Source organism: Janthinobacterium sp. BJB426, assembly GCF_002735705.1.
Taxonomy (GTDB): domain Bacteria; phylum Pseudomonadota; class Gammaproteobacteria; order Burkholderiales; family Burkholderiaceae_D; genus Janthinobacterium.
The window spans coordinates 482,952-499,364 of sequence record NZ_PDZL01000001.1 but is presented as its reverse complement, the minus strand read 5'-3'; the positions used below and the strand labels follow the sequence as shown (position 1 = coordinate 499,364).

Sequence of the window (16,413 nt, the reverse complement as noted above, 5' to 3'; positions counted from 1 at the left end):
CGTCATCAGACGGTAAAAAACAGGCGCCTACTCTGTAGGTGCCGCGAAAACAAAAAACGGGCAGTCCGGCTGCAAATATATTTTGTGGGTACTACGGCGCCGGTTCGACGCTGACCCAATACCGCGTGCGGCTGCGCACCTGCACCGGCAAGGAATTGGGCAGCATGTTCAGGATGCGCTGGGTGTCGGCCAGCGGGAACACGCCCGACAGGCGCAGCTGGGCCACTTCCGGCGCGCAATGAATCACACCGGGGCGGTAGCGGGCCAGGTCGGCCAGGAAATCGCCGAGGGTCACGTCGTCGACGATCAGCTGGCCACGCGACCAGGCGTGCGCATACGCATCGATGGCGTGCGGCGCGTCTGGCGCCTGACGGGAAAACGCCACTCCGTGGCCGGCCGCCAGCAGCAAGGGCGCGCCGCTGCCGTCGCGGGGCAGGATTTCAACGGCGCTTTCCAACACGTCCACGGTGCTGTAGCCATCCTGCTGGCGCACGGCAAAGCGCGTGCCCAGCGCGCGCACCAGGCCTTCGCGCGTGGCCACCACCAAAGGCGCGCCGCTGCCGGCGCCATGGCCGCTGGTGACGAGGATTTCGCCGGCCAGCAGCTCGATCAGGCGGCGGCTGGCGTCGAAACGCACGTTCACGGCCGATCCTGTATTCAGGCTGAGCACACTGCCATCGTCCAGCACCACCTCGCGCCGCTCGCCCTTGGCCGTGCGATAGTCGGCGCGCAGGGCGCGCACGCCATCCCAGGCATCCGTCTGCGCGGCCAGCATGCCGCCGCCGGCCGCCACGCCCAGCCACGCCAGCAACTGGCGCCGCTTGCCGTTGACGGCTTGCTGCTGCGTGCCGGCCAGCGCCTGCGCGGCCGCACCGCGGTGCAAGCCGTTGATCCGTTGCGTGACAGCGTCGATATGCTGCCAGGCCCGTTCGTGTTCCGGGTCGGCCTCGCACCAGCGCTGCCAGGCGGCGTGTTCCGCTTTGCTGGCCTCGCTCGACATCAGCACGGTCAGCCACTCGGCCGCCTGCTGCTGCACGTCCTCGCGGATGGCTGCCGGGGCTGCGGGTTCTGCCACCGTGCTCATGCCGGCAGGGAGAAAAACACCTGGCGGTTGGCACGCGTCAGGTATTGCTTGACCGAGCTGGCCGACACGTTCAGGCGCGCGGCGATCTCGGCATAGCTGAGGCCCTCCAGTTGCGCCAGCAAAAACGCCGTGCGCACGGGCGCCGGCAAGCCGTCGAGGGCCTGGTCGATTTCCTGCAAGGCTTCCAGCGCCAACAGCCGTTCTTCGGGCGCGGGCGCCACCTCGGGCGGCAGGCAAGCGAGCGCCTCCAGATACGCGTCTTCCAGCACTTGCCGGCGGTAGCGGTGCGCCACCAGACGGCGCGCGATGGTAGCGAGAAACGGCCGCGCTTCGCGGATCTGCGGTGCGGAATCGGCCGTCAGCACGCTGATGAAGGTGTCTTGCGCCAGGTCCGCCGCATCGCCCGCATTGCCCAGCTTATGCCGCAGCCAGCCCTGCAGCCAGCCGTGATGGCTGCTGTAGAGCGCGTGCAGGTCTTGTTGCTGTGCAAAATCGGCGGCCGACATGGCATCCCTTTCCGCTCAGGCGTGCGGCACCCGAGAATGTAAATAAGAATTATTCTCATTTTAACCGTGTTTTTGACTTTCATGCAATCGCGGCATTGCCAGAAATACCAACTAATTCAAAAGCAGGCCAACCGCCAGGCGATGCAGCGCAGGACCGCCAGCCAACCGCGATAAGGTAAAATGACGGCCATCGTCCGGCTTTCGCCGCCCACTCCCAAGCTTTTCATTGCAGGTTCATCATGCTAGATAATCTCACCCAACGGCTTGCCAAAGTCGTCAAGACCATGCGCGGCGAGGCGCGCCTGACCGAAGCGAACACCGCCGACATGCTGCGCGAAGTGCGCCTGGCGCTGCTCGAAGCCGACGTCGCCCTGCCCGCCGTGCGCGAATTCATCGCCAAAGTCAAAGAAAAAGCCATGGGCGAGGATGTCATTTCCTCGCTGACGCCAGGCCAGGCCCTGGTTGGCGTGGTGCAGCGCGAACTGGCCGCCCTGATGGGCGCCGACCTGGGCCCGGAAGCGTCGCAGATCAGCTTTGCGCAACAGCCGCCCGCCATCATCCTGATGGCCGGTTTGCAGGGTGTGGGTAAAACCACCACCGTCGGCAAGCTGGCGAAGTACCTGAAGGAAGAAAAGAAGAAGAAAGTGCTGACCGTCTCGGCCGACGTGTACCGTCCCGCCGCGATCGCCCAGCTGCAATCGGTCACCGCCCAGGTGGGCGCCGACTTCTTCCCGTCCAGCAGCACGGACAAGCCGGTCGATATCGCCCTGGCCGCGCTGGACTGGGCGAAAAAGCATTACCACGACGTGCTGATCATCGATACGGCCGGTCGCCTCGGTATCGACGAAGAGATGATGCGCGAAATCGCCGCCGTCCACGGCGCCGTGAAACCGATCGAAACCCTGTTTGTCGTTGACGCCATGCTGGGCCAGGACGCCATTAACACGGCCAAGGCCTTCAATGATGCGCTGCCGCTGACGGGTATCGTGCTGACCAAGCTTGACGGTGACGCGCGCGGCGGTGCGGCCCTGTCCGTGCGCCACATCACGGGCAAGCCGATCAAGTTTGCCGGTGTCTCGGAAAAACTCGACGGCCTGGAAGCGTTCGACCCGACCCGCATGGCCAACCGTATCCTGGGCATGGGCGACATCCTCGCCCTGGTGGAAGAAGCGCGCAAGGGCGTCGACAGCAAGGCGGCGGCCGACCTGGCGCAAAAAATCAAGGTCGGCGGCAAGTTCGACATGAACGACTTCAAGGCGCAATTGGGCCAAATGAAGAAAATGGGCGGCATGGCCAACCTGATGGACAAGCTGCCGGCCCAGTTCCAGCAGGCGGCAGGCGGCAAGAACATGGATCAAGCCGACAAGCAGGTGCGCCGCATGTGCGGCATCATCGACTCGATGACGCCGCAGGAACGCGCCAAGCCTGAACTGATCAAGGCCACGCGCAAGCGCCGCATCGCCGCCGGCGCCGGCGTGCAAGTGCAGGAAGTGAACCGCATGCTGACGCAATTCGAGCAAATGCAGACGATGATGAAGAAATTGTCGGGCGGCGGCATGATGAAGATGATGCGCTCCATGAAAGGCATGATGCCTGGGATGAGGTAATGAAAGGTTTCACACTCGCCGCTGGCGGCGAGTGTGAAGGCCTTTTTTACGCCGCGTATCGAAAGTCGATAGATCAAAAAACACCGTTCTAAATAATGCCGGATTGCATTTTCATGTGTCCGGCATCACTCTTCCCTCCCCCAGCAGCGCCCCTCCCCGCATAGCCAGCAACCATGCCATTTACGGGCAAAAACGCCGTTCTGCGCTCCCAAGCGGTGCGCCCGGGCGACAGCATTGCCATTTCCCTGCTTTTTCCTCGTGAAAACGTGAAAAACACTTGCATACAAGGTAAATCCACACCAATATTAGCCGTGCGATTAATTGCGCAATTTCCCATGTGTTTGTTAAGGAGGCTCGAAGATGGCAACAGCCAAAAAAACCCCAGTAGCAGCGCCAGCCAAAGCAGCAGCAGCAGCCAAGCCTGCAGCCGCCAAGAAAGCAGCACCCGCAGCCAAAGCAGCAGCTAAACCAGCAGCGGCGAAGAAAGCGGCAGCACCGGCAACACCACGCAAGCCAAACGCAGCATTCATGAAAGCAATGACGCCATCGAAAGAGCTGGCCGCCGTTGTTGGCGCAGCACCACTGCCGCGCACGGAAGTGACCAAAAAGGTATGGGATTACATCAAAAAACTCGATCTGCAAGATCCGGCCAACCGCCGCATGATCAATGCGGACGACAAGCTGAAAGCAGTTTTCGGCGGCAAAGCCCAAGTCTCCATGTTTGAAATGACGAAACTGATCTCCGATCATTTGAAATAATCAGATACGCACAGGGCGTTTCGCGCCGTGTGAGTGCCCCGCCGCTTTACTGCGAGCGGGGCATTTTTTTGCCTGCCGTTCAAGCGGCCGGCTTGAATTCCCACTGCCGCCACGCCGCCCGCACGGCATTCGGATACTCGGCCCGTCCCCGGCTGCCGTTATACCGCCCCAGCGCCAGGTACAAATCGCCCTTTTCCATATCCAGGTACATGCGCAAGATCGCGCAGCCGTAGCGCAGATTCGTCTGCATGTGGAACAACTTGCTGCGGTCGCTGTCGCCGATGACGCCCGTCCAGAACGGCATCACCTGCATGTAGCCACGCGCGCCTGCCAGCGAGACGGCATATTTGCGGTAGGCGGATTCCACCTGGATCAGGCCCAGCACGAGGGCCGGTTCCAGACCCGCGCGGCGCGCTTCGTACCAGACGGTTTCCAGAAATTCCGTGCGCAGCTGGGCGTCCGGCAGCTTGCGCTGCAGGCGCGACGACATCTGCGCCAGCCATTGCTGGTAGCGCTGCAAGTCGGCGGGCGTGGCAAATTTGGGCTGCGGCGGGCGTTCGTCGCGGATCGCGTGCGACAGGGCCAGGCGGACGGAGTCGGCCAGCGCCTCCTCCTTCTGGTTGCCAGCCTGCGCCGGAGCGACGCAGGCCAGGCAGGCGGCCAGCGCGAGCGCGCCAGCCGTCTTGCTTACTGATAGACGCTTCACTGCGCCATTTTGCCCTGGATGAAAGCGACGATCTCGTCCGGTGCCACGCCAGTTGCTTCCGCGTCGCGGCGGCCCTGGTATTCCAGCTTGCCTTCTTTCAGGCCGCGCTCGCCGATGACGATGCGGTGCGGCACGCCAATCAGTTCCCAGTCAGCAAACATGGCGCCAGGGCGCAAACCGCGGTCGTCGACGATGACGTCCACGCCAGCGCCTTGCAGGGCCGCGTACAGCTTCTCCGTCTCTTCCTTGACCAGTTCGCTACGGTCCATGCCCATCGGGCACAGCACGACCTCGAATGGCGCGATCGACGCCGGCCAGATGATGCCCTTGTCGTCGAAGTTCTGCTCGATGGCGGCGCCCAGGATGCGCGTCACGCCGATGCCATAGCAACCCATCTGCAACGGCGCAGGCTTGCCGTTTTCGTCGAGGAAGGTGGCTTTCATGCTTTCCGAGTACGCCGTACCCAGCTGGAACACGTGGCCCACTTCGATGCCGCGCTCGATGGCGAGTGCGCCCTGGCCGTCCGGCGAAGCGTCACCGGCGACGACATTGCGCAAATCGGCCACGATGGCAGGCTCGGCCACGTCACGGCCCCAATTGGCGCCCGTGTAGTGGAAACCGGCCTCATTCGCGCCGCACACGAAGTCGCTCATGTGGGCGACCGTGCGGTCCGCCACCACGGTGACGGGTGCCTTCGTGCCGATCGGGCCCAGGTAGCCAGGAATCGTGCCGTAGACTTCCAGGATTTCCGCTTCCGTGGAGAAACGGTGACCGGCCAGGCCGGCAACCTTGCCCACCTTGATCTCGTTCAATTCATGGTCGCCGCGCAGCAGCAGCATGAAGTGCTGTTTCGTGACTTTTTCATCCTTGCCCGTCGTTTCCACCGTCAGGGCGATGGTTTTCACGGTGCGCGACAGTTCCAGGCCCAGCAAGGTGGCCACGGTTTCGCACTTGACGGTGTCCGGCGTAGCCGTTTTCGTCAGCGCCTGGGCGGCGGCCGGGCGCTCACCGGCTGGCGGCAGCGCTTCGGCCGCTTCCATGTTGGCCGCGTAGTCGGACGTCGGGCAGTACACGAGCGCGTCTTCACCCGTGTGGGCGATGACGTGGAATTCATGCGAACCGGAACCGCCGATGGCGCCGTTGTCGGCGGCCACGGCGCGGAATTTCAGGCCGAAGCGCGTGAAGATGCGCGTGTAGGCGTCAAACATGACCTTGTACGACGCTTGCATGCCGGCCAGGTCGCGGTCGAACGAGTAGGCGTCCTTCATGGTGAATTCGCGGCCGCGCATCAGGCCGAAGCGGGGACGGCGCTCGTCGCGGAACTTGGTCTGGATGTGATAAAAGTTCAACGGCAACTGGCGGTAGGACTTGATTTCCGTGCGCACGACGTCGGTGATGACTTCTTCCGATGTCGGCTGGATCGCGTATTCGCGGCCGTGGCGGTCTTTCACGCGCATCAGTTCGTCGCCCATCTTGGTCCAGCGGCCCGTCTCTTGCCACAGTTCGGCTGGCTGCACGAGCGGCATCAGCAGTTCGATGCCGGCGGCTTTGTTCATCTCGTCACGGATGATGGCTTCCACCTTGCGGATCACGCGCAAGCCCATCGGCATGTAGGTATAGATGCCGGAACCGAGGCGTTTGATCATGCCTGCACGCATCATCAACTGGTGGCTGACGATTTCCGCGTCAGAAGGTGCATCTTTAAGTGTGGAAATAAAAAAACGGGAGGCGCGCATAACGGTGAATTCTTTTTAAAAAGAGAGGGTTATAATCAACCTAATTTTAAAGGATTAGCTGGCTGATGCGTCCATACTTTACACAAATGCGCTCAATTGGTGCGATTCCGGCGCTTTTCGCACCCCGAAAAGGTCACCGGCTTGCGAAGTTGTGGGTAATTATGTAAAAAAAGACGCACTGTCGCAGAAAGTTTGAGGTGCATTATGCTCGACCGTGAAGGGTTTCGGCCCAACGTCGGCATCATCCTGCTAAACGCCCAGAACGAGGTGTGGTGGGGCAAGCGGGTGCGCGAGCACTCATGGCAGTTTCCGCAAGGCGGTATCAAATATGGCGAAACACCGGAACAAGCCATGTTTCGCGAACTTGAAGAGGAAATCGGACTCAGACAGGAACACGTCAAAATTGTCGGCCGCACCCGCGACTGGCTGCGCTATGAAGTGCCAGACCACTTCATCAAGCGCGAGATTCGCGGCCATTACCGTGGCCAGAAGCAGATTTGGTTTCTGCTGAGAATGTGCGCGCGCGATAACGACGTCAATCTGCGCCTGACCGACCATCCCGAGTTCGACGCCTGGCGCTGGCATGAATACTGGGTCCCGCTCGATGTCGTCATTGAATTTAAACGCGATGTTTACCAGCGCGCCTTGCAGGAGCTGTCCCGCTTCCTGACCTGGCCCGTGCATGGCAACGCACAGCAAGCGCACCGCCACACGTCGCGCTACCTGCGCCAGCCCCATGCGCCACGGGCGCAGGATGGTACGGCACTGGCCAAGCCTTGCGACGGCATCGCCGCCGAAGGGTGTACGCCGGAGCTGATTCTGCCAGGCAAGGAGTAGTCCGCCGCACCATGAACGCACTCTCCCACGCAAAAGGGGCAGCCTGAACAGGCTGCCCCTTTTTTCATGCCGGCAGGAAATTCCCCTGCCGGTCAGGCTGACTTAGTTTGCTGCCGACGCTGGCGCAGCGGCGGGAACATCCAGGGTGATGGCTTTCAAGCCCAGGATATTGCTGCTGTAGTGGCGGATCTTGTTGGCCAGGGCTGGATCGTTATTCAGCTTTTGACCGTACGACGGCACCATTTCCACCATCTTCGCTTGCCATTCCGGCGTCGCCAGACGGCTCTTGAATGCCGTTTGCAGCACCTTGATCATGATCGGCGGCGCGGTCGAAGCGCCTGGCGATGCGCCCAGCAAGGCAACGATGCTGCCATCGGCGGCGCCGACGACTTCCGTGCCGAACTGCAGCAAGCCGCCTTTGACAGGGTCATCCTTGACGATCTGCACGCGCTGGCCCGCGTTTTGCAGGGTCCAGTCTTCCATCTTGGCGTTCGGCAAGTATTCGCGCAGGGTTTTCAAACGGTCTTCCGGCGTGTTCATGACCTGTTCGACCAGGTATTTCGTCAGCGGAATATTGTCATAGCCGGCTTGCAGCATGGGTTTCACATTGCCCGTGCCGATCGAGGCAGGCAAATCGATCCACGAACCGTTTTTCAGGAACTTGGTCGAGAAGGTGGCAAACGGGCCAAACAGCAGGGCTTTCTTGCCATCGATGATGCGCGTATCAAGATGCGGCACGGACATCGGCGGCGAACCGACGGATGCCTTGCCGTAGACCTTGGCTGCATGCGCCGCCACCAGTTCCGGATTCGTGGTCACCAGCCATTGGCCACCGACCGGCACGCCGCCGTAACCCTTGGCTTCAGGAATGCCCGATTTTTCCAGCAGCGGCAGCGAACCGCCGCCGGCGCCGATGAAGACGAACTTGGCGCGCATGGTCTTTTCCTTGCCGGCGTTCAAGTCTTTCACCGTCACGTTCCACACGCCATCGGCGCCGCGCTGGATGTCTTCCACTTGATGGCGCAGGTGCAGGACCATGCCATGGCTGTCCGTCAGGTATTTCACGAGACCGCGCGTGAGGTTGCCGAAATTGACGTCGGTACCGATTTCCATGCGCGTCGCGGCCACTTTCTGGCCCTTGTCACGGCCTTGCATGACGAGCGGCGCCCATTGCTCGATCTGCGCCTGGTCTTCCGAGAACAGCATGCCCTTGAACAGGTTTTCCTTTTGCAGCGCAGCATAGCGCTTCTTCAAAAAGGCAATATTGTCGTCGCCCCACACAAAGGCCATGTGCGGCACATTGTTGATGAAGGTTTGCGGTGCGCCCAGATGCTTGTTGGCTACCTGATAAGCCCAGAATTGCTTGGAAATTTCGAATTGCTCGTTGATGGCAACGGCTTTCTTGGTCTCGATGCTGCCATCGGCCGCTTCCGGCGTGTAGTTCAGCTCGGCAAACGCCGAGTGGCCCGTGCCTGCGTTATTCATCGCGTCCGAACTTTCGGCGGCCACGGAATCGAGGCGCTCGACCATTTCCATCGTCAGCGACGGATCGAGTTCCTTGAGCATGCTGCCCAGGGTGGCGCTCATGGTGCCAGCGCCGATCAGCAGCACGTCGACCGGTTTTTCGGACGAGGCCGGCGGGGTCTTGTCACATGCCGCCAGGATCAGGCACGACATCAAAAGTAATAGCGATTTACGCATACGTAACTCCGTTTATGAATACTGAAGGATGATTCTTGCGCGCCACCGTGGCGGCACCATCGCTGTATGAAATGCAAACAGCCAGCCGGAACGCCAGGGCGGCCGGACAGGTCAAGTCGATGGTGATAGGCATGCTGCCGCGCTCCGGGATATCCCTGGAGCAATATCTGGTGGCAAAGGTGCGGGCAATGGAAACAGGGGAATGGCAATAAAATCGCCGTCATGTCCAGTGCAAATATCAAGAGCGGCGATTTTATCACCGTTATTTGGCGCCGCCGGGCCGTGGCGGTAGTGGATAATACTTACTGCAGGGTATTAAATGACAGTGACTCTCGGGTCATGCCAGCGGTCGCCAGACGGCAAAAAGGGCATCCTCGATGCCCTTTATTTATGTACGCGGTACAATGCCGGCTGCCCTTTAGCCATAGTCCTTCAGCCATGTTCAACCCCTCTTCCGACGATGTGCGCCGTTTCTTTTGCGACACTTTGCGCAAGCACCGCGCCCATGACATCCTCACGCCGATGGAAGCCATCGCGCTCGACTGGATCCTCGAACACCCCGAGTATGAAAACGAGCTGAGCGACGTCGAAGCGGCGCTGGCGCGCGACTATTCCGTCGAAGGGGGACAAGCCAATCCGTTCTTGCACCTGTCCATGCATCTGTCGATCACGGAACAAGTGCAAGTGGACCAGCCGCGCGGCATCCGCCCGGCCGTCCAGCAGCTGACCCAGCGCCTCGATTCGGCCCATGCCGCCCAGCACGAAGTGATGGAATGCCTGGGCCAGATGATCTGGGCTTCGCAACGCTCGGGTTTGCCGCCCGATACGGATGCGTATATCGACTGCGTGCGGCGCCGCTGATCAGGTAGTATCATGTTGCCAAGAAACTCAGCCACTGAAGGATATCTTGGCCCATCACACCATTCTCGTACTCGGCGGTTACGGTTTTTTCGGCACGCGCATTTGCCAGGCGCTAGCCGGCAAACGGGATATCCATCTGCTGGTGGCCGGGCGCGACGCCGCCAGGGCCAGGGCACTGGTGGCGCAATTGGGCTTGCCGCCGCGGCAAGCACTGGCGCTCGATGCCGTTGCACCTGATCTGGCGCGGCGCCTGACCGAACTGGGCGTCGATACGCTGATCCATACCGCCGGCCCGTTCCAGGGCCAGGATTACCGTGTCGCCCGTGCGGCGATCGAGGCCGGTGCCAACTATATCGACCTGGCCGACGGTCGCGATTTTGTCGCCGGTATCGCCAGCCTCGACGACCTGGCACGCCAGCGCGGCGTGTTCATCACCAGCGGCGCCAGCTCGCTGCCAGCGCTGTCCTCGGCCGTGGTGGACCGCTACCTGCCGCGCTTTCGCCAGCTCACATCGATCCGCCACGGCATCGCCTCCGGCGCCCGCGCGCCGGGCATCGCCACCATGGCCGGCATCTTCTCGTACTGTGGCAAACCGTTCCAGCGCCTGGTTGCCGGCAGCCAGCAGACCACACACGGCTGGCTCGACCTGAAGCGCCACCGCTTTGCCGCGCCCGTGGGACGGCGCTTGCTGGGCAGCTGCGACGTGCCCGACCTGGCGCTGTTCCCGCAACGCTATCCGGGCCTCGACACCGTCACTTTTCACGCCGGTTTTGCCGGTGTGCCCGGCCATCTGTTCGTCTGGGCCGCCGCGCAACTGGTGCGCCTGGGCCTGTTGCGCAGCCTGCTGCCGCTGGTCAGGCCATTGCACGCCATTAGCCAATGGGTGGAACCGCTGGTCAGCGACAAAGGCGCGATGTTCGTGACGCTGCAAGGCACGGGACTCGATGGCCTGCCACTGACGCTGACCTGGCAATTGCTGGCGGCGCAAAACCACGGCCCGCATATCCCGTGCGGCGCGTCGATCGCGCTGGCGAACCGGTTGGCCAGCGCCAACAGCGGTGGCGCGCCGCTACCGCGCGGCGCGATGCCCTGCATCGGCCTGCTCACGGTGGAAAATTACCTGGCCGCGCTGCAAGGCCATGATGTGACCGAGGTACCGGCATGAGCTGGTACCTGTTCGTCAAATGGCTGCACATCCTCAGCGCCACCATCCTGTTTGGCACCGGCATCGGCATCGCTTTCTTCAAGTGGATCAACGACAGGGGCGGCGAGGTGCGTGCGATCCGCCTATCGGCCGAAAAGACCGTGCTGGCCGACTGGCTGTTCACCACGCCGGCCGTCATTGTCCAGCCGCTGTCCGGACTGGCCCTGGCGCACCTGGCCGGCTATCCGATCCTGTCCGGCTGGGTCCTCGCCTCGATGCTGCTGTATGCGCTGGCCGGCGCCTGCTGGCTACCCGTGGTATGGCTGCAGATCCGCATGCGCAGCCTGGCCCGCCTGGCTGACGACATGGGAACACCGCTGCCGCGCCTGTACTGGTTCTATGCGCGCTGCTGGTTCTGGCTCGGCGTGCCCGCATTTGCCGCGCTCATGCTGGTCTACTGGCTGATGGTTGCCAAGCCCGCGCCATGACGCCAGCAAAGCTGCAAGGGCTGTACTGGGCCATGCGCCTCGGCATGGCCTTTATCTGGCTATGGACGGCGTTTGTGTCCTGGTATCTGTATCCGCATGCCGAATCGCTCGCATGGCTGCGCCGTAGCGGCATCACGCTGCATACGGAACACGTGTTTGCCGCCTCCTGCCTGGCCGACCTGGCCATGGGCATCGCCTCACTGCTCCATGCCAGGCCGTTGCTATGGTGGACGCAGTGCGCGCTGGTGGCCGGCTATACACTGGTGATCGCCGTCTTCCTGCCGGAATTCCTGATACACCCTTTCGGCCCGCTGACGAAAAATATCCCGCTGGTCGCTGGTCTCGTCTTCCTGGCCCTATATGAAAAAAGCCGTGGCTAGCACGGCTTCGGGAGATCGATCAACAACACTCGACGGCGCAGCAACCGATCAGGCTGGCCGTACCGCCTGTGGCAGCGCGGGTGCCTTCACCTTGTCCATCAATCCCAGCACCACCTGCAATGCCATGGCGATGGCGCCAACGATGAAGACCACGTCGCCGAAGGTGCGTATCCAGCGCAGGTTCTGCAACAGCGGCTGCTGCATGAACGCTTCGCTACGCGCATACCACAGGCCTTCCGTCACGCTGGCGTAGAACTGGATGATGCCTATCGGCAGCAAGCTGGTAAAGATCATCAGCACCAGGCCCGCATTCAAGCCCCAGAACGCCGTCTTCATCAAGGCAGGGCTGAAGCGGTAGTCGGGCCGCAAATAGCGCAGCACCAGCAAGGTAAAGCCCAGCGCCAGGAAGCCGTACACGCCGAACAGCGCCGCATGCGCATGCACAGGAGTCGTGTTCAGGCCCTGGATATAGTACAAGGCCACGGGCGGATTGATCATGAAACCCAGCACGCCGGCGCCCAGCATGTTCCAGAAGGCGACGGCGACAAAGCACATCATGGGCCAGCGCAACTGCTCCATCCACGGCGCGCGCTCCTTCAAGCGCCAGTTTTCCCACGCTTCATGCCCCAGCACGATCAGCGGCACCACTTCCAGCGCACTGAAGCTCGCGCCGATGGCCATCACGGGCGTGGTGGTGCCGGCGAAGTACAGGTGGTGGAAGGTGCCGGGTATCCCGCCCAACATGAACAGCGAGGCCGACGCCAGGCTGGCCGTCGTGGCCATGCGCACCGACACCAAGCCCAGGGTCGAAAAGATGAAGGCCAGCGCCGTCGTGGCGAACACTTCGAAGAAGCCTTCCACCCACAGGTGCACCACCCACCAGCGCCAGTATTCCATCACGGACAGGTGCGTGCGCTCGCCGTAGAACAGGCCGGCGCCGTAAAACAGGCCGATGGCGCCGACGGATGCGGTCAGCAGCGCCAGCAGGTTCTTGTCGCCGCCCGGCTTGCGCAGGGCCGGCACGACGCCGCGCAGCATCAGCACAAGCCACAGCAGGATGCCGATATATTTACCGATTTGCCACAAGCGTCCCAGGTCCACATATTCATAACCCTGGTGACCCAGCCAGAAATTCCACTCGGGCGGCATCACTTGCGCAATGGCCAGGTAGTTGCCGATGAACGAACCGACGACGACCGCGACGAGGGCCCAGAACAGCACGTCGACACCAAGGCGCTGCCACTTGGGGTCCTTGCCGCCATTGATCAGGGGCGCGAGGAACAGGCCGGCGGCCAGGAAGCCCGTGGCGATCCAGAACAGCGCGGCCTGGATATGCCAGGTGCGCGTGAGCGCATACGGGAACCAGCGCGACACGTCGACGCCGTAGAACTGCTGCCCTTCCACCGTGTAGTGCGCCGTAAAGCCGCCGATGAAGACCTGGAAGGTAAACAGCGCCACCACCAGGAACAGGTATTTTCCCAGTCCCCGCTGCGAAGGCGTCAGGGCGAACGTGGTGAGCGGATCGCGCGGACCGGCGGCCGGCAGCGCTTCGTCGTGGTCGCGCAAGAAGGCCCAGCCCCAGACGAGGAAGCCCACGCCGGCCAGCAGCACCACCACGCTGGCAACCGACCAGACGAGGTTTTCGCCGCTGGGCTGGTTCCCGATCAGCGGTTCATGCGGCCAGTTGTTCGTATAGGTCACTTTCTGGCCAGGGCGCTCGGTGGCGGCGGCCCACGCCGTCCAGAAGAAGAACTGCGACATCTGCGCGCGCCGCTCGGCGCTGGGCAGGGTGTTTTCCTTCATGGCGAAATGCTCGCGGCTGGCGTGCAGCGCCGGCGCGTCGGAGAACAGCTGGTCGTAGTAGTGCGCCGTGTTGGCGATCGCTTGCACGCGGCGCGGCGACAGACGCAGCACTTGCGCATCATCGGTGCGGTTGCCGCGGTATTCGAGCTTGAGCGCTTCGCGTAGCGCCGCCTGCGCGGGGCCGTCGAGCGCCGCGTACGCCTTGCCATGCTGTTCTTGCGCGGCCAGTTCCAGCCAGGCCGTCAATTCGCGGTGCAGCCAGTCGGCCGTCCAGTCGGGCGCCTGGTAGGCGCCGTGGCCCCAGATGGAACCGAGCTGCATGCCGCCCACCGATTGCCAGGCCGTCTGGCCATCGAGGATGCCCTCGCGGTCGAACAGCTGCCGGCCATCCTGCGCCAGCACTTGCGCGGGAATGGGCGGCGCCTGCCGGTAGACTTCCGTGCCGTAGTAGCCGAGCAGCGAAAACGTCACGATCAGCACACCGATCAGGGTGAACCAGAGTTTTTTGTAGGGACCCATGGGTCTTTCCTTTGTCAGTGCACCACGGCCGGCGCAAAGCGCTCGAACAGGATATTGTTTTCGGTATGGATGTGCGCCATCAGGTCTGCACGGAAGGTGCGCAAGCCCGTGTACAGCGCGCGCCAGGTGGTGCAGGCGCCGGCCGGCGCGGTGATATCGTTCGTCATTGCCTCCATGGCGCGCAAGGCCACGCCATGGTCGTCATGCTCCATGCGCATCACGTTGATCGGTGCGCCGGCCCGGGGCCCCTGGCCGCGCACGATCATCGGAAACAGCACGTCTTCTTCCTTGCGCATGTGGCTTTCCAGCTCCTGCGCCATGGCCGACAGGTGTTCCGCCAACCCGTGCGGACAGTCGGCGCGGTCGCCATGCACCTGCTCGACCTTGCGTGCCAGGCGTATCAGCTCGGGCAGCTGCTCGCGGTGCACGGCGTGGTAGCGCGCCAGGATGTGCTCCACCAGTTCGGTGGCCGAGGCCTCCTGCCAGTCAAGCTCGCCGCTGGCGTCAGTCCGTCCTGCCAGCAGTTTCAGTTCCTCGACGATGGGCGCCGTGTCCACGCCGGCCGCTTCGGCCGCCGCGCGCAATGTCTTGTTGCCGCCGCAGCAGAAATCCAGGCGGTGCGCATCGAACAGGCGCGTGGCGCCGGGGATGCGGCGGGCCAGCTGGCCCAGGGATTGTTCGATCAGTTCCATAGATACTCCTTGATGATGAATGTGGTGGTGTTATTGAACGGCGCCCGCGTGGTAGACGCCGGGCACGGCTTCGCCAGTCACTTCCAGCACGCCCACGGCGCCCTTGCCTGCGCGCGACAGCGCATGGTCGACCAGCAGATAGCTGCCAGGGTGCTGTACCTTGAGTTCGACGATGGTCGCGCCGCCCGGCGCCACGAGCGTCGTTTGCACGTCGTGTTTCGGGCTGCTGATCGAGCCTTCGCTGTACACCTTGTCGAAGATCTCGCCGATGATGTGGAACGATGAAATCTTGTTCGGGCCGCCGACGCCGAAATAGATGCGCACCGTCTCGCCGACTTTCGCCTGCAGTTTGTGCGTCTTGCTCAGGGCGCCCACTTCGCCATTGAAGACGTAGTAGTCGGGCAGCTCATTCGCCATTTTTTCCAGGTTCGGCTCCTGGTGCACGGGGGCGCCGTGCGGACGGCCCGTGTACATCTCGCCCTGCATCACGTAGTACTCGCGGTCGACTTTCGACAGGCCGCCTTCCGGTTCGACCAGGATCATGCCGTACATGCCGGCCGCGATATGCTGCGGCACCAGCGGCGTGGCGCAGTGGTACACGAACAGGCCCGGATTGAGCGCCTTGAAGGTGACGGTTTTTTCCTGCCCCGGCGCCACCTGCGTGTGCTGTCCGCCGCCATGGCCGCCCGTCACCGCATGCAGGTCGATCGAGTGGATCATCTTGCTGTCCTTGGCGTTGAACAGGGTCAGTTCCACCGTGTCGCCCACCTTCGCGCGCAGCATGGGGCCGGGCACCTGGCGATTGAAAGTCCAGTACGTAAAACTGGTACCGTCATCGAGCTTGCCCGGCAACTCCACCGTCTCCATCCGGTATTTCAGGGTTTGCGGCGCGCGCGCGCCGATGGCGGACGGTACGGAGGCCGGATTGGCCGCCACGTTGACGGCCGAAGGATCGGGACCGCGCATCGGCGACGGTGCGGGCGTGTACAGGGCCAGCGCGGCGGCCTGGCTCGATTCGCTGGCAGCCTTCGGTGCCGCCGTCTCGGCCAGCGACGTGCCGCTTACTTCCAGCTTGCCTTCCATGCCGATCTGGCGGTGGCCGGGAATCGAGCAGTAATAGGTGAACGTGCCGGCGCGCGTGACCTTGAAGCGCACGGTGGTGCTGCCGCTATTGGCGCTGAACTTGGCCGATGCCACGTTCAGTTCCGGGATCAGCAGGTCGTGCTCGGCGCCTTCGCCGCTTTTCAGCACGAGTTCCACCGTGTCGCCCACCTTGGCCGCCAGCACGGGGTTGACCTGGCCCTTGGCGTCGATGAACACCATCTTGCCGTCGACGATATTGGTTTGCAGTTCATAGCGCTTGAGCGTTGCGGCTACAGGTTTGGCCGCAGTGGCGGCGGCGCTGGCAGGCAGGCTCGCCTGGGCTTGCACGGACAGGGGCACGGCCAGTACGCAGACGGCGGCGGCGATGGCGCGGAGGGAGGGAGTCGTTTTCATCAAGCTTTCCTTGGTCTTGTATGCCGGTTCGGCCCCCTTACCTAGGCAATCCGTGTGCCAGGAAAAACTTGTTTTAAATCAACGATTTGAAAA

At 62.6% G+C, this 16,413-nt stretch carries 16 protein-coding genes; 8 read left to right on the top strand and 8 right to left on the bottom strand.

Annotation, left to right across the window (positions count from 1 at the left end; all coding sequences use genetic code 11):
* Positions 1 to 91: 91 nt before the first annotated feature.
* The gene (locus tag CSQ93_RS02200) at positions 92 to 1,084 is read right to left on the bottom strand and encodes a FecR domain-containing protein (protein ID WP_199534216.1); all 993 of its coding nucleotides are present in this window, start codon (positions 1,082 to 1,084) and stop codon (positions 92 to 94) included.
* Positions 1,081 to 1,590, bottom strand: a complete 510-nt coding sequence (locus CSQ93_RS02195; RefSeq protein ID WP_099376517.1) for a sigma-70 family RNA polymerase sigma factor — start codon at positions 1,588 to 1,590, stop codon at positions 1,081 to 1,083. The genes CSQ93_RS02200 and CSQ93_RS02195 overlap by 4 nt, the downstream gene beginning before the upstream one ends.
* Before the next feature lie 239 nt (positions 1,591 to 1,829).
* Here CSQ93_RS02195 and ffh point away from each other — a divergent pair, with 239 nt between their 5' ends.
* Together ffh and CSQ93_RS02185 are read left to right on the top strand one after the other, a co-directional pair.
* On the top strand, positions 1,830 to 3,197 hold the full coding sequence (ffh, locus tag CSQ93_RS02190; protein ID WP_034780269.1) for a signal recognition particle protein: 1,368 nt from the start codon (positions 1,830 to 1,832) through the stop codon (positions 3,195 to 3,197).
* 360 nt (positions 3,198 to 3,557) lie between these two features.
* A complete protein-coding gene (locus CSQ93_RS02185; RefSeq protein ID WP_099376516.1) occupies positions 3,558 to 3,956 on the top strand; it encodes an SWIB/MDM2 domain-containing protein in 399 nt (132 codons plus the stop codon).
* 79 nt (positions 3,957 to 4,035) lie between these two features.
* Here CSQ93_RS02185 and CSQ93_RS02180 read toward each other — a convergent pair whose 3' ends face one another.
* Positions 4,036 to 4,662, bottom strand: a complete 627-nt coding sequence (locus tag CSQ93_RS02180) for a lytic transglycosylase domain-containing protein (protein WP_099376515.1) — start codon at positions 4,660 to 4,662, stop codon at positions 4,036 to 4,038.
* Positions 4,659 to 6,398, bottom strand: coding sequence for a proline--tRNA ligase (locus CSQ93_RS02175; protein ID WP_099376514.1), 1,740 nt, complete (start codon positions 6,396 to 6,398; stop codon positions 4,659 to 4,661). The genes CSQ93_RS02180 and CSQ93_RS02175 overlap by 4 nt, the downstream gene beginning before the upstream one ends.
* Positions 6,399 to 6,602: 204 nt before the next feature.
* On the opposite strand from CSQ93_RS02175, the gene CSQ93_RS02170 reads away from it, so the two are divergent.
* Positions 6,603 to 7,235, top strand: a complete 633-nt coding sequence (locus tag CSQ93_RS02170) for an RNA pyrophosphohydrolase (protein WP_034780273.1) — start codon at positions 6,603 to 6,605, stop codon at positions 7,233 to 7,235.
* Between the two features lie 102 nt (positions 7,236 to 7,337).
* Here CSQ93_RS02170 and mqo read toward each other — a convergent pair whose 3' ends face one another.
* Positions 7,338 to 8,936, bottom strand: a complete 1,599-nt coding sequence (mqo, locus tag CSQ93_RS02165; protein ID WP_233515996.1) for a malate dehydrogenase (quinone) — start codon at positions 8,934 to 8,936, stop codon at positions 7,338 to 7,340.
* A 35-nt stretch (positions 8,937 to 8,971) separates the two neighbouring features.
* Between mqo and CSQ93_RS28660 the strand changes: the two genes are divergently transcribed.
* From CSQ93_RS28660 to CSQ93_RS02145, 5 genes are all read left to right on the top strand, one after another.
* Entirely contained in the window at positions 8,972 to 9,148 is a 177-nt protein-coding gene (locus CSQ93_RS28660) for a hypothetical protein (RefSeq protein WP_158301081.1), read from the top strand.
* A gap of 178 nt (positions 9,149 to 9,326) precedes the next feature.
* The gene (locus tag CSQ93_RS02160; RefSeq protein ID WP_442778289.1) at positions 9,327 to 9,797 is read left to right on the top strand and encodes a DUF1841 family protein; all 471 of its coding nucleotides are present in this window, start codon (positions 9,327 to 9,329) and stop codon (positions 9,795 to 9,797) included.
* A 46-nt stretch (positions 9,798 to 9,843) separates the two neighbouring features.
* Positions 9,844 to 10,962: a saccharopine dehydrogenase family protein gene (locus CSQ93_RS02155; protein ID WP_199534215.1), complete on the top strand. Its 1,119-nt coding sequence runs from the start codon at positions 9,844 to 9,846 to the stop codon at positions 10,960 to 10,962.
* On the top strand, positions 10,959 to 11,429 hold the full coding sequence (locus CSQ93_RS02150; RefSeq protein WP_099376511.1) for a DUF2269 family protein: 471 nt from the start codon (positions 10,959 to 10,961) through the stop codon (positions 11,427 to 11,429). Before CSQ93_RS02155 ends, CSQ93_RS02150 begins: the two co-directional genes overlap by 4 nt.
* Positions 11,426 to 11,809: a DoxX-like family protein gene (locus CSQ93_RS02145; RefSeq protein WP_099376510.1), complete on the top strand. Its 384-nt coding sequence runs from the start codon at positions 11,426 to 11,428 to the stop codon at positions 11,807 to 11,809. The genes CSQ93_RS02150 and CSQ93_RS02145 overlap by 4 nt, the downstream gene beginning before the upstream one ends.
* Before the next feature lie 48 nt (positions 11,810 to 11,857).
* On the opposite strand, the gene CSQ93_RS02140 is transcribed toward CSQ93_RS02145, so the two are convergent.
* From CSQ93_RS02140 to nirK, 3 genes are read right to left on the bottom strand one after another with little or no spacing between them, the layout of a single operon-like run.
* Complete coding sequence (locus tag CSQ93_RS02140) at positions 11,858 to 14,131, bottom strand: nitric-oxide reductase large subunit (protein ID WP_099376509.1); 2,274 nt, start codon at positions 14,129 to 14,131, stop codon at positions 11,858 to 11,860.
* A 14-nt stretch (positions 14,132 to 14,145) separates the two neighbouring features.
* Complete coding sequence (gene ytfE / locus CSQ93_RS02135; protein ID WP_035822177.1) at positions 14,146 to 14,823, bottom strand: iron-sulfur cluster repair protein YtfE; 678 nt, start codon at positions 14,821 to 14,823, stop codon at positions 14,146 to 14,148.
* 30 nt (positions 14,824 to 14,853) lie between these two features.
* Complete coding sequence (gene nirK, locus CSQ93_RS02130; protein ID WP_099376508.1) at positions 14,854 to 16,320, bottom strand: copper-containing nitrite reductase; 1,467 nt, start codon at positions 16,318 to 16,320, stop codon at positions 14,854 to 14,856.
* Positions 16,321 to 16,413 lie beyond the last annotated feature (93 nt).